Genomic DNA, 13,171 nt, shown 5'->3' with positions numbered 1-13,171 from the left:
GCTACAACAAAGAAATATCAAGCATTCGCAGCCATGTCGAACACGCCATCGGACACCTTAAACAATGGAAAATCCTCGCCACCGGCTATCGAGGCAGACTCACCGAACTCCCCGATATCATTGCCGTTATTACCCGACTCGAGCTCTATCGACTTGGCTGGTAGCCAAGAATGACCTGGAAACGCCTCGTGAATAACGCCCTTACTTGGAGGTCAAAAGGGGTGCAACGCGAGATGCGGCCCGAGCGAAACTCGGACGTACGCATCACCCAATTGGGAGCGACCTTTCGAGGAATCTTAAGAATCAACACACCCAAACCGCTCGGATTGGTGCGATTGATATCGTATGAAAATAATGCGAACGGACATGTACCAAAAGATGGTGAAGGGAAGGTATATGAATGCTCTTTTCATTCGGCGTGTTCAATCCAAAAAATCTCAAGCAGGTACGAAGTGAAAATTCCCGGCGGGCCGGGTGGCCCGCGTCTAATGGTCCTTCAAGTTGATTATCCGATCTTGTCGGAAGCGGGCGCCATGGAAATGGGTTCAATTAATTCTATCACGTGGGTTATGCAGGAACTGGGATGACATCCTCGACGTTTGCAGATTTTTCTCTGCCTGATTCATGTATTCATAGAATATTTCTTCCATTAGTGGGAGCGCGTGAGGTGGGTGGTGCTGGCGGCGAACCAGTATCCTGGCATTCTCTGGCGCGAATTAGGGGCGTGGAACTTGATGCAGGCACGCAGTTTCTTGATCTTTTTGAACCGCAATATAACGAAAGTTTCTCGCCTGCGGTAATTCCTGCAGAGGGGCGCGCCACGGAAGGTATAATAAACGCAATACGTCATGTCTTTGGTTGGCTTGAAGTCCCCCTTGACGCGTGGGACTTCGCTCCGTATGACGCTCCTGGAAGTCACGTTGAGCTGTCACATGTAGACGTCTTTTTCAGGGAATGGCTGCTAGGGCCCATGCCTGGCGCTCTGCGCTACCGAAATTCGATCATGCTAGACGCACCTAGGTATAGTGATTCGGTTGTTCTGTCGACGCCTGTGGATGTTACAAAGGTTGGTTCTAAATTTGGCCTGGAGATTGTGCGGGCATCCGCCACTCGGCCAGCCCCCCCGGCCTGGAGGTAGCCCTGCGGGCCGCTCAACAGGCTCCTCACTTTCACAACAGAAGATTGTAAGGAGTTTCTCTACTAGTGTCGTCGGACATTATTTAGCAGGTTTTCGGGCTAGGACTTCGTGTATGTCAGGTCCTGCAGCGAACCCGTTGGTGTTGATAGAGCACGAACGGTCGGTGTTGTCGGGGTGGGTGAAGCGGCTGATGTCGTCGGCAAGGCTGGTGCAACGGGCTCCGATCGTGTTGGCGTACATTCAGGCCATGAACCAGAAGATCAGCCTTCCCGATCAGGTCTTGGACCTGCTGGCGGCCATCGCGGCGCATCTAGGAGACGTCGGGCAGCCACTCGCGATACAGGCGCGCCACGCAAGAGTTCTCAATTATTCACCCACGTACATTGACCTGAACATTCCGGAGCGCTGCGACTCAGGGAGTTGGCCCGACGGGCCGCTCGATATCAAGCCGCTGGTGACAGACCGCCAGGGCGAACCCGTGGGCGAAGTCCTCCTTTGGGTTTCATCGGGCCGAATCACGCTTCTCGAGCAAGCATGGTTCACCGATGACCCGCCCACCGCTTGGCCCTCGATGGAAAACGTCCGCATCTCATGAGGGTGTGCATGCAACTGCTCACTGCATTGGTCACCTGCGTTCTCGGATGGATTGTCTTCGCAGCGCCTGTGGCGGCAGTCGGTTGGGTGGTCAATGATTGCGTGACTTTGCACACCTACGACGCTCCGATCGACAACGCGCCCGGGACGCACGAAACGAGCGAACGCGGACCACCGCACGCCTACACGGAAACCGATCACGCCGCCGATAGTTGGTCGAGCGGCGCTTCGGTGCTCTTCCGGTCGGCCGTCCCGTTCCATGTGGTGCTCGCGGGAGAGCGAGTTGTGATCAACGTGGCGGCGCGACGCTGGATGTGTGCCGGGGCACGGCCCCTGCCTTTCGATGTGGCCTGATCACCCTAAGCACATTCCGCTGGTGATGGCGCAGAGTTTGCTTTTGGTGATGAGGGCGTCGATGACGTTGGTGATGGTGGCGCGTTCGTCGTCGGTGAGTTCGTCGAGGTCGGCATGGCGTGCGTCGTGGTGGCTACTGGGGCCGGTGAGGGGTTGGCGTTCAGTGAGATCAAGGGTCTTGCGCGCGTCGAAAAGATGTGCCGTACCAGCCGCTCTCCGCAGCTTGGGACGCCCATGTGAAACATCACCCCCTGGTGCGTCACCGAGGCCAGTCGGGGATGTCCCACGATCCTTGTGCGAACTGCTGGTCGTGGGCGGGAGTGGCATATCGTGCTGGCTCCGGTAGTGGCATGGTCTCGCCGGTCGGGGTCATGTCGTAGCGGGCTCGAGCTTCTGGGTGACCGAGCACTTCGAAAGCGGCGTTGAGGAGTGCTGCCCGGTCATGACCGTCGCCTCCGTGGACGTCTGGATGCTCCACTCGGATCAACCGCAGGTACGCCGACCGGATCTCCTCAGCTGAGGCGGCCCGACTCACCTGCAGTACGTCGTACCAGCTGGGCGTCCCAGCAGCCCGGTCCTGACTCACATCTTGTCCTTCTCCCGATGACGATGCATCCGATCTGGCCTCTGTGCGTCCCCATCGGGCTGCGATGATGGATGGTGATGACCGCCATCAGGCCCGCACCGGCAGACATGCGCACCCTATCGGGACCCTTCGACATCATTGGTGACGTCCACGGCTGCTACGACGAACTCCTTGATCTGCTCGACCTGCTCGGTTACCGGATCGTGTGTGACAACGATGGAGCCGCTGTAGACGCCTACCCTCCGCAGGGTCGCCTGTTGGTGTTCGTCGGTGACCTCGTCGATCGCGGCCCGGATAGTGTCGCCGTCCTCCGGTTGATGATGGGGATGACCGCCCATGGGCACGCTATCGGGGTCGTCGGCAATCACGAGCACAAACTGGGGCGGGCCCTGGCTGGTCGCGGCGCCACCCCGCACCGCGAGTTAGCTGCCACTATCGCTGCGCTGACTGAGGAAGCACCAGACCTTCTCGGTGACGTCCAGCGTTGGTGTGCAGCTCTGCCCGCTCACCTCCTCCTTGACGGCGGGCGACTAGTCGTCGCGCACGCCGGTCTGCGCGAAGACCTCCACGGTGTCGACTCCGGTCAGGCCTGTGCTTTCGCCTTGTACGGCGATGTGACCGGCGACGTCGATGAGCGTGGCCTGCCGGTACGGCGGCTCTGGCCGGTGGAATACCGCGGCGAGGCATATGTGATCTACGGGCACACCCCCACCTCCGAGTTGACCTGGATCAACCGCACCCTGTGCCTCGATACCGGATGTGTTTTTGGCGGCGCGCTCAGCGCATTGCGCTACCCGGAACTGCAGACCGTGCACGTCCCCGCCCGAGGAGACCACGGCGCCACCGGCCGCACCCTCAGCCCGCTGCTCCCTCCCTCCTGACTCAGGCCCGTCCTCACCGTGAGTCGAGGATCATCAAAAACGGCGCGAGGATGTCCTGGCCGCGCAGCATTTCCCGCCATCGCATCGGAATGCCATGCTCACCTGCGCGAATCCCAGCGAGACCACCAGCGATCGCTGCGGTGGTGTCAGTGTCGTCACCGAGCGCGACCGCAGCTCGCACCACATCGGCGTACTCGTCGTACCGGATGAGCAGGTGACGGGCCGCGAGGAGACTGTGCACGACATACCCGGTGCCGCGGATCGGGTCGTTCAGTGCGGGCAGAAGGTGCCGGTCGAGTTCGGTACGGCGCGGATCCTGCCCACTGAGGACATCCCGCACCTGATGCAGGGCTTCATCGAAACTCGGCCCGGCAGCACCGCCGTACAGCAAGCGACGAGACCACCCGCAAAAGACCATGCAACACACCTGCGCGCGAGGATGCGCGTGTGTCGGTAGCGACTGGGCAGCGGCGGCCTCAATGAGGTCCTTGTCTTTACCCAGATGCCACAGTGACAACGACAACGCCCGCATCAACGAACCGTTGCCATTGGACCGTTCATCGACGCCACCGCACTCCTCGGCGGGCACCCCGCGGACGAGCGCATCCAACGCCCGATTGGTCTGCCCGCCAACGTCGAAAGTGTGGCCGTCCACGGCATACCGGCCATGATCCCGCCAATCCAGCAGAGCACCCGCCAGATCAGACAGGTCCAGGCGGCTCCGTCGATGCAGACTGTCCAACAACGCCAACGCCGTCGCACCATCATCAGACCAGGTCCCGGCTGGCACGTCCGGATAGGTACGGTCAAAACCCACCGGCGGGACCATGTCAATCAGCTCCCGCGAAGGAATCGCCGACGCTGAATGAAACTCATAAGGCACCCCCAGAGCGTCGCCGACCAGCAGGCCCCACAACCCGCCCCGCCGACGCTCACCGAGCGAGACCGCATTCGAGAGCATCGGACCTCCTGCAGCGAGTCGGATCGTCCTCATTCTCCTCCAGAGCAGGAGGTACGTCGATCGTCCCGTCCCACCGCAAACGCCATGGTCGCGATTTGTGTCGGACCCGCCGCCACCGCTTCATGCATCACCGTGGTGTCAATCCCCCCGATCGCGCAACCCACCAACCCCGCGGTGCCACAAGCCAAATGCAAATTCTGCACCAGCACCCCGGCGTCAGCGAACACCATCTGGTAGTTCTTCAAGGAATACTTCTCCAGCATCGGATCAAGATCAGCCACCAACACCACCAACATCGGGAACACCGTCACAAACTCCGGCTGCATCACCGATCCCGCCAATGCCACCGGATCCAGCGCGGCATGCCCCCGCAACACCCGCTCCTGCCCGTCGTAGCGGTACACCCCCGCCTCAATCGCCGCTCGACCGTCGTACTGGCACCGCCGCGGCACGACCAAGCGCACCTCCGTCGAGCGCAACCCCCCAGCGCTCGGCGACAGATCCACCGCCTGCAGCAACACCGACAGCTGCTCCCGATCTGGCGGCTCGTCCGCACACCGATACGTCGATCGGCGATCCCGGACCACCTGCCAGAACGACACCTCAGGCGAAGCGACCACCGGCAAATCCACGTCAGTGGGCGGACGCCAGCGCGGGTCGTTGGCTGAGGCATCACGTGCCGCTGGCGGTGCAGTGCCCACCGGGCGGGCACAACCCGCGAGCGCGGAATGCAATTCCACGGCGGCCTCCACCCGAGCCTCCCGGGTGGTCAATTCGTCGTGCTGGGGGAAACGCATCGATCATCACTCCTCAACGACATGCCAGGAACGCTCCGAAACCGCCCCCGTGGCGCTCGCGGTTGGGTGGGGACGGTGTCGGTCCGGGGATCAGGTGGCCCCGGTCTGTGACACTGCTGGCCTACCACGGTCGAGCTGTGTGGGCGAATTCGGCGGGGGTACAGCGGCATGCAGTGGGTCTGGCCTCTGGGGCGTCTGCTGTGCCGTAGCTGGTTTTTCGGGCTGTTAGTTGAATAAGGCCGCCAATGATGGTTAGGTAAGGCTTGCCTAAAAAGTTCGGTGGGTGGGGCTGCTGCCGCCTCGTGCATCGCACCGTCACAGGCACCGCATGGCGTGCCTCCGATCCGTGGACCGGGGCGGAGGCTCGCCCGGTGACGCCGCACGACCTGCTGGAAGCGCACTCCCTGGCGCTCTTCTGGCGATAGCGGCATCACCGGGTTCTTCACTGACGTACCCGACCGTCGGGTCTGCCCCCGACGGTCGGGTAAGGTCACCGCTCAACTGGGCAAGGCGCAATTCCGTCCACCCAGAGCACGTCTCGCCGGGTCTGCACCCGCAACCGGCCAGCACTGATCACCGCGACCCGATCCACCTGACCCACCACAGCCGCTGACGGATTTGTCGCATCCAACACCACGAGGTCCGCTCGACCCCCAGCCGCCACCTCATGGCCGCGCAACCCCACTACCCGAGCCGCCATCGTCGTGCACATTGTCAGCAGCGCGTCGAGCTCGGCCACGGCGTCCATGTGGGCGCCGTAACTCAGCACCAAGGCCTCCTGCAGCATGTCGCACGACCCCACCGGCCGGAACGCATCCTGCACGTTGTTACTCGCGAAGGTCACGCGCGCACCTGCCGCCCACAGCTCCTTCACCCGCGTCAACCCTCGCCGTACGTCCCGGACATCGGTGCGCCCCAACCGGAACAGATCAGGCTGCGCGATCACGGCGAGATCTGCAGCGACGATCTCGTCAATGGCCTGCGCCGCCACCTCAGGAGTGGCGCACCCCAACATGGCCGCATGTCCCACCGCGACCCGTCCTTGCCAGCCGTGCTGCACTGCCCGCCGGGCGATGTGCGTGATCTCCAGACTGTCGAGCTCCGGTCCTGGTGACCCTGGTGCTGGCGTCAACCCCATATCAGCGTGGAAATCCAGGTCCCGGTCACACTCCGTCGCGAGGGCGTACGCCGTATCGATGTGTTCCCGAGCGTCGACCCCCGGATCGAAGACCGGCGCCCCACCGACTACCAGGTCTGGATGGTCGGCAAGCACCTCCCGGAACAACTCGATCGTCCCCGCATGGCGGTGGAATCCTTGCTGTGGGAAAGCCACTACCTGCACCGTTGCTAGGTCACCGAGACGGTCTCGTGCGTCGAGCACAGCGTCGAGATGGCGGGTGCCGACTACGGTGTCCAGGTGGCATTGGGTGCGTAGCACCGTGGTGCCGTGCTGCACCGCCATCCGTACCGTTGCCATGACCCGGCGCACGATGTCGTCGTGATCAAACGACGTACGGCGCTCCTCCACTGCGGCGTTCAAGGTGCGTACGTCGGTGAACGGTTGCGGGCGCCCCGGTCTGGCGACGTTGCCGGATAGGGCCACGTCCAGGTGAATGTGGGGATCAACGAAGCCCGGCACGACCAACCGTCCCTGCGCCGCGATGACCTGGTGGAAACCGTCCTGCCGGGTCATTCCTGCGGGGAGGACTGCCGTGATGCGGTCACTGTCGATGAGGATGTCGTGCAGTGGTCCGTCGGCAGTGAGGAGAGCGTCGGTGATCATCAGGTCGGTCATGCTGGCGAACCTAGTCTTCGCCAGCGAGGCGGTGTGCTTCTCGTGGGCCTGAACGGTGCCTGCCGGGGTGAGGTCAGGCGGCGTTGAGGTGGGGATGTGGCTGGGGAGCGGCAGCAGCGAGTGCCTGGATGGCAGTCTCGGTGGAGATGGTCAGCCCGCACCGATAGGCGATGTATTGCAGGGCGGCGTGGTGCTCGTCAGGGCTGCGGTCAGCGGTGCCATCAGCCACCACGAAGGGTTGCCGGTCAGTGATGGATGCGTGGGCTGCTGTCATGAGGCAGTTGGTGTGGGCGTAGACGCCACAGATGAGGAGTTGGTCGCGGTGGCGTCCGCGGAGCCAGGCGTCGAGATCGGTGTGCAGGAAAGCATTGTCTCGGCAAGCTGCGATGGTTGTTTCGTCGCGGTGTGGGGCGGGCGGAATGGTGTGACTGTCGGCTGGGCAGGTGGTGACGATGGGGATGCCCACCTCTCGGCAGCGCGCAGCGATGCGGGTGATGTTGTGCAGGAGGTGGTGCCGTACGCCGGGGGCGAGGGTGCCCAGCGTGTGCGGATGAATGTGGTGGACGAGCAGGGCGCAGCGTCGTGGGTCTGGCTGCCAGGGCACGACTGCGGGCGGGATGGCTGCTCCTCGGGGGAGGGGGTATTCGACTGCCGGTGCGTGCTGCACGGGTCACCTCTTCGCGCCGGGGTCGCGACCCGGGGGTGGGCCCGACCATCACCATTTTCTTAGGTATGCCTAACCTAAGTCATGATCGATGCTTGCGCCAGAGGGAAGGTGTCGATCCGCCGTAACCCTGGTGGTGAAAATTCCGACAAGTATTGGCACGGAAGGGTATTCGCCGTCAATAGCTGAGTATGGGTAGCTGCAGGCACGCCCTGATGTGAGCGGCACCAGCAGCCACGGACCCCCAGCGCCACACGGGTCGGGCCCCGAACCTCAAGAGGTCCGGGGCCCGACCCGTTCAGTGGTCGATCAGCCTCAGGAAGGCAGCACCGTGATCACCGGAGTGCCATGTGAAGCATGCGGGGTCGGCATGCCAGTGACATCCGCGAACCGGAATCCGTTGGTGACCACCACCGGAGTGATGTTGGAGTAGCCACCGGCGGCGATGATCCCACGGTCAAAGGTCACCAGGGGCTGGCCAGCGCTGACCCGGTCTCCCTGCGCCACGTGCACGGTGAAGCCCTTGCCAAGCAACTCGACAGTGTTGATCCCCACGTGGATCAACAGCTCGACACCGTTGTCCAGGTTCAGGCCGATGGCGTGCCCCGTCTCCGGGCAGGTCGCCACGGTCCCCGATGCCGGAGAGAGCACCGTGTCACTGCTCGGTTCGATGCCGACACCCTTGCCCACCAGCCCGGCAGAGAACACCGGGTCCGGGATCTCCGTCAGCGGAATGACCTTCCCCTCCAGCGGAGAGGCGATCGAGATGGGGCCAGTCCCGGTGGGGATTCCGCCCGTCGTAGGGGCAACCGGTGCCGGAGCTGCTGGAGCCACCGGAGCAGCCGGAGCTGCAGCAGCCGGAGCGCTGACCGCGGCCATGGCCGGTGCGGCCTGGGCGACAGTCGCGTTCGCGGTGGTGGACTCAGACGCCACAGCGGCAGTGTCATCCTCGGCGCGGTAGCCGGAGATGATGACCAGCACCATCGCGGTGACGAAGGCCACGAGAACGCCAGCGGCGTACAGACCGATGTTGTCGAACGCGGGGATGGTCAGCAGCGAGGTGAAGACGAAAGCGTTAGTCTTCACGCCGCCGAAGATCCCCATGATCAGGCCACCGAGACCACAGCCGACCAGCATCCGCGGGTAGATCTTCTTGTAGCGCAGGTGAATGCCGTAGAGAGACGGCTCGGAAATACCACCAAGAAGACCCGCAGCAAGGGCGCCGGTCGCGGTCTGGCGCATGGCAGCGTCTTTATCGCGGACTGACAAGTAAAGAACACCGGCGGTGGCACCGAAGCACGCGAAGTTCCAGGCGCCCATGGGGCCCTGGATGAAGTCGTAACCCAAGGTCTGGATGTTTAGCAACATAATGGCGTTAATTGGCCAGTGCAGACCCAGCGGAACCATGAAGGGATAAAGGAGTGGGATGGCGATGGCGAAAATCAACGGTGAGAAGTCGTTGATCGCCTTCAGGAAGTTCGCCAAGCCAGCGCCGAGGTACACACCGAACGGGCCAATGAGGAATGCCATCAAAGGCAGCATAATCAGCATGGCCAGGAACGGGACGAAGATCAACTGGACGTTGGTCGGAATGACCTTCTTCAAACCCTTGTAAAGCGGGCCGAGGAGAGCCGCCATCATCAATGGCGGAAAGACCTGGGAGCTGTAGTTGTGGATTGTCAGCGGAATGCTGCCGAAGACATTGACTACCTCGACCTCAGTCCCACCGATCATGACCTTGTGGGCGACACTCTTCAGTGCGGAGTACTGAGGGAGCATGACCAGGGCCATAATCGCAAAGCCAACCCATGGGTCGGCGCCCAGCTTTTTGGAGGCGTTGTAGGCCACCATCAGCGGCAGGAAGACGAAGACGCTCTGCCAGGCCAGGTTGACGAATGCCCATGTCGGAGGCAAGTTGGTGCGGGGGTCTGCCCAGTTCGGGATGACCTGCAGGGTGCTCATCAACGCCATGAACGTGATGAACAACGACGCGCCGAGCAGAGCGCCGATGATCGGGCGGAAGGAGTCTGACAGGAATTCGAAGAATGAATCCAGCCAGGCAAATTTTCCGCGCGGTCCCTGGGAGCGGGCTGCTGCCTTGATGTCGTCGTCCGAGGGCTTTCCGGAACCGCCAGAAAGTTCTGGTAGCGCCATGATGTCGTTATATACCGTGGCGACGGCTCCGCCAATCACTACCTGAAAGCGATCGCCGGCCTGGGGAACGACACCCATCACGACCGGAAGAGCTTCCAAAGCTGCGTTGTTGACGCGGGAAGCATCTCGAAGTTGGAATCGAAGTCTTGTGGCGCAGTGGGTGAGTCCGGCGATATTGCCAGCGCCTCCCACTCCCTCCACAATTTGCGCTGCTGCAGTGGAGCTGGGCATAATGGCCTCTATGTCTTTCGGCTGATCCGCTGACCCGACATGGCTCAGCGAATTCGGAAATCTAGCACTCTCTGCCGAAGCAACTCAATCCGGGTTGTCCGTTGTGACCTGGTACATGCGGCGGATGGTCAGGCCAGATGGCCGGATGTGTCGGTCCATCCCTCCTCAAATGAGGTGGGACTTTCGTCCTGTCGCTAAACGGCGCCTCCATTCGGGAATCCGGATGTGCTGTTCGTCTGCGCTGGTCAGCCGTGACTGTGACTCGCCTGACGCATACATGACCCATCGCACCCGGGTTGTCCTGTCGGGTGGGATCGACCGCAGATGTCAGATCTGGAGACTCTTGTCAGGATCGTGTTGTACCTGTGATCTTCCCGAGGCTCATCTGTCTCGCAGATCGGGCACTCGATGACCACGGACAGCGAGAGGAGTGCCACTGACCCGAAGGTATCGGCTGGGACACCCGTCGACCCCAACTGCCATTCCTGGACGGATGTTCAGATCACCGGATCTGGGATTCCTTTCGTGCATCGGAAGATACATGTTCGTAGGGTGTCCATGAGTCAACCGATGCATGATTCACAGCCTGGGGAAGGCACCGATCGCCCGTCCGGGATGCGATTGGCATGCGACAGTCTTTGTCTCCCGTTGTCTTTCACTAAAATGCAGACATCAAAACCCGAGGTGTGGTAAACGAGGCTCTCTCATGGGAGAGCAAGGGCCGTCATCGAAGCTCAGGCAAGCCATGGGGTGTCCCGGCTGAGTCTCGAAACTGACTACATCGACGCGTGACCGAGGTGGTAGCTGAGGGTCGTTTCGGCGCACGGGCTCAGTGGCTCCTGCATCACTTCCCAGACAGATCGGGCAGAATCGGCACGAACGGTCCCGACCGTGTGCCGACGGTGGACGGATCGCCGGGAGGCGAACCCACCTGACGCCGTACTGGTCATCTTTGGCGGTGCGGACAGGAGGTGACCGACGGGACGGCCGGGACCAATGCCGTGACCGACGAGGAGAACCGCGCCATGACCGATCTACCCGCCGATCCGACTCCACCGCCTCCATCTGCTCCTGGGCGCAGCTCCGCCGCCACCCAACCGAGCGAAGCTGCCACCCAACCGAGCGAAGCTGCCACCGAGAAACTGGCGAATTCGCTGGTGTTGCACATGCCCCGGATGTTTCTGATCGGTGTTGGTGGCGCTGGTTTGGCGTTTTGCATCATGTTCGTCCAGAACCTCGGTGGGGTGATTGCACCGGTATTCCTGGCGTTGAACCTGATGGTCACTGCGCATCCTTTGCACACCTGGATGGCCCGGCATGGCGTGAACCGGGGCATCGCCTCCGCGATCACCGGGCTGGTCGTGCTGGTCGTCTTAGCGGCGTTCTTCGCCATCATCGGATGGTCGTTGACCCAACTGATCGTCAGTTTGCCGTCGTACAACCGGCAATTTGAGGATCTCGGTGGGGAACTGTCACATCGGATGGCCGACGTGGGGATCACCACTGAAATCATGGCTCGACAGTTGCAGCAGATCAGTCCGTCCAGCGTGGTGGGGCTGATCACGCCGGTCTTCACCAACCTGTCGACCGCTGCCACGGTGATCACCGTCATGGTCGCAGTCATCTTCTTCATGATGATGGACTCCGCGAGCATCGACTACCGCTTGGACTTGGCCCAAAATGCGCATCCGCGGCTGGTCGGGGCGATGCATGCGTTCGCCGAAGGGGTACGACGCTACTGGATCGTTTCCTCCATTTTCGGATTGATCTCCGCAGCATTAGACGTCGTCGCCTTGACACTGATCGGCGTGCCGTTGGCGATGGTGTGGGGCATCTTGGCCTTCTTGTGCAACTACATCCCCAATGTGGGTTTCATCATCTCGTTGGTGCCGCCAGCACTGTTGGCGTTGCTGGCCCTCGGCCCGGGCCACGCCGTGATGGTCATCGTGGCGTACCTGGTGATGAACTTCGTGGTGCAGTCGTTGATCATGCCGCGGTTCACCGGCCAAGCAGTCGGGATCACCCCGACCTTGGTTTTCGTCTCCCTGCTGTTCTGGTCGTGGGTGCTCGGCGTCCTCGGTGCGTTGCTGGCCGTCCCCGCGACGTTGCTGTTCAAAGCGATCCTGGTGGACGCCGACCCGCGCTCTCGGTGGGCGAATGCGTTGATCGCTAGCGACCCGATGACCTATCTCGATCCCGACGAGAAGTAGCGTCGATGCGGACGAAGAGAAGCCTCGGCCTTACCCCTAGGGCGTGAGCTGGCATCCGCGATTCGCTGTACTGTTCACGGTGTTCAGTGATTGATTGAATGAGCTGCGATGCGCGACGTCACGTGAACTTCATCGCCGTTCCCTGGAAGGTGAACAACTTCGTCGCATCGGTCACGAATGTCGAGATGATGAGTCGCGATCACGACAATCGATCCGCGATGCGCCATGTCGTCGAGGAAGCTGAGCACCAGTTCCCCGTTCTCGCCGTCGAGGGCAGCCGTTGGCTCATCTGCAAGAACAATCTCAGGCAGACGAAGCAAGATCCGTGCCATAGCTACGCGTTGTTGCTCTCCGCCGCTCAAAATATGGGTGCGATCTTTTTCTCTGCCGCTTAATCCAACTTGATCCAAGGCCTGTGCTACAGCTAAGCGCTTATTGCCTTTAATGCTATTTCGCGAACCCCAGGCATTCAATGCAACCAGCAGATTTTCGGCTACCGTCGCATCCTCTATCAGGGCGTAGTCTTGAAAGAGATACCCGAGGTGATCACGTCTGAAGCGGCGACGGCCACCTGAGTTCAGTGCTGTCAAGTTATGATCGCCCCAATAGATAGTGCCGTTTGTGGGCTGCTCCAGCAAGCCAAGACAGTTTAAAAGCGTACTTTTGCCGCTGCCACTCGCGCCAGTCAAAGCGATCCGCATACCTGGTTCGAACCGCAGGTTCAGATCCGACCAAAGATGATGTTGATCAAAGCTCTTGGTGAGGTCATCCACACGAAGCATCGCAGGTGACGTGGAATCGAATGA

The 13,171-nt window shown here is 61.5% G+C and carries 13 protein-coding genes; 5 read left to right on the top strand and 8 right to left on the bottom strand.

Annotation, left to right across the window (positions count from 1 at the left end; genetic code table 11):
* Positions 1–14 precede the first annotated feature (14 nt).
* From KEM60_RS14470 to KEM60_RS14460, 3 genes are all read left to right on the top strand, one after another.
* Positions 15–164, top strand: coding sequence for a transposase family protein (locus KEM60_RS14470; protein ID WP_255574701.1), 150 nt, complete (start codon positions 15–17; stop codon positions 162–164).
* 1,221 nt (positions 165–1,385) lie between these two features.
* Complete coding sequence (locus tag KEM60_RS14465) at positions 1,386–1,733, top strand: hypothetical protein (protein WP_219108472.1); 348 nt, start codon at positions 1,386–1,388, stop codon at positions 1,731–1,733.
* Between the two features lie 8 nt (positions 1,734–1,741).
* Positions 1,742–2,086: a hypothetical protein gene (locus KEM60_RS14460; protein ID WP_219108470.1), complete on the top strand. Its 345-nt coding sequence runs from the start codon at positions 1,742–1,744 to the stop codon at positions 2,084–2,086.
* Here the strand turns inward: KEM60_RS14460 and KEM60_RS14455 are convergent, their stop codons facing one another.
* Positions 2,087–2,413: a hypothetical protein gene (locus KEM60_RS14455; RefSeq protein WP_219108469.1), complete on the bottom strand. Its 327-nt coding sequence runs from the start codon at positions 2,411–2,413 to the stop codon at positions 2,087–2,089.
* Positions 2,346–2,672, bottom strand: a complete 327-nt coding sequence (locus tag KEM60_RS14450) for a J domain-containing protein (RefSeq protein WP_219108466.1) — start codon at positions 2,670–2,672, stop codon at positions 2,346–2,348. The genes KEM60_RS14455 and KEM60_RS14450 overlap by 68 nt, the downstream gene beginning before the upstream one ends.
* Before the next feature lie 77 nt (positions 2,673–2,749).
* Here KEM60_RS14450 and KEM60_RS14445 point away from each other — a divergent pair, with 77 nt between their 5' ends.
* Positions 2,750–3,553 (top strand): metallophosphoesterase, encoded by an 804-nt coding sequence (locus KEM60_RS14445; protein WP_255574700.1) that lies wholly within the window; start codon positions 2,750–2,752, stop codon positions 3,551–3,553.
* A gap of 13 nt (positions 3,554–3,566) precedes the next feature.
* Here KEM60_RS14445 and KEM60_RS14440 read toward each other — a convergent pair whose 3' ends face one another.
* The 5 genes from KEM60_RS14440 to KEM60_RS14420 form a co-directional block, all read right to left on the bottom strand.
* Positions 3,567–4,514: an ADP-ribosylglycohydrolase family protein gene (locus KEM60_RS14440; RefSeq protein ID WP_219108462.1), complete on the bottom strand. Its 948-nt coding sequence runs from the start codon at positions 4,512–4,514 to the stop codon at positions 3,567–3,569.
* A 29-nt stretch (positions 4,515–4,543) separates the two neighbouring features.
* Complete coding sequence (locus KEM60_RS14435) at positions 4,544–5,311, bottom strand: nitroreductase family protein (protein WP_219108460.1); 768 nt, start codon at positions 5,309–5,311, stop codon at positions 4,544–4,546.
* A 490-nt stretch (positions 5,312–5,801) separates the two neighbouring features.
* Entirely contained in the window at positions 5,802–7,106 is a 1,305-nt protein-coding gene (locus KEM60_RS14430) for an amidohydrolase family protein (RefSeq protein WP_219108458.1), read from the bottom strand.
* Positions 7,107–7,179: 73 nt separating this feature from the next.
* A complete protein-coding gene (locus KEM60_RS14425; protein ID WP_219108456.1) occupies positions 7,180–7,773 on the bottom strand; it encodes an isochorismatase family protein in 594 nt (197 codons plus the stop codon).
* Positions 7,774–8,085: 312 nt separating this feature from the next.
* A complete protein-coding gene (locus KEM60_RS14420) occupies positions 8,086–10,155 on the bottom strand; it encodes a glucose PTS transporter subunit IIA (protein WP_219108454.1) in 2,070 nt (689 codons plus the stop codon).
* A gap of 971 nt (positions 10,156–11,126) precedes the next feature.
* Between KEM60_RS14420 and KEM60_RS14415 the strand changes: the two genes are divergently transcribed.
* A complete protein-coding gene (locus KEM60_RS14415) occupies positions 11,127–12,365 on the top strand; it encodes an AI-2E family transporter (RefSeq protein ID WP_255574699.1) in 1,239 nt (412 codons plus the stop codon).
* A gap of 83 nt (positions 12,366–12,448) precedes the next feature.
* Here the strand turns inward: KEM60_RS14415 and KEM60_RS14410 are convergent, their stop codons facing one another.
* A complete protein-coding gene (locus KEM60_RS14410; RefSeq protein WP_219108452.1) occupies positions 12,449–13,138 on the bottom strand; it encodes an ATP-binding cassette domain-containing protein in 690 nt (229 codons plus the stop codon).
* Between the last annotated feature and the right edge of the window lie 33 nt (positions 13,139–13,171).

Source organism: Austwickia sp. TVS 96-490-7B, assembly GCF_019331795.1.
Taxonomy (GTDB): Bacteria; Actinomycetota; Actinomycetes; order Actinomycetales; family Dermatophilaceae; genus Austwickia.
This window is presented reverse-complemented; position numbering and strand designations above follow the sequence as displayed.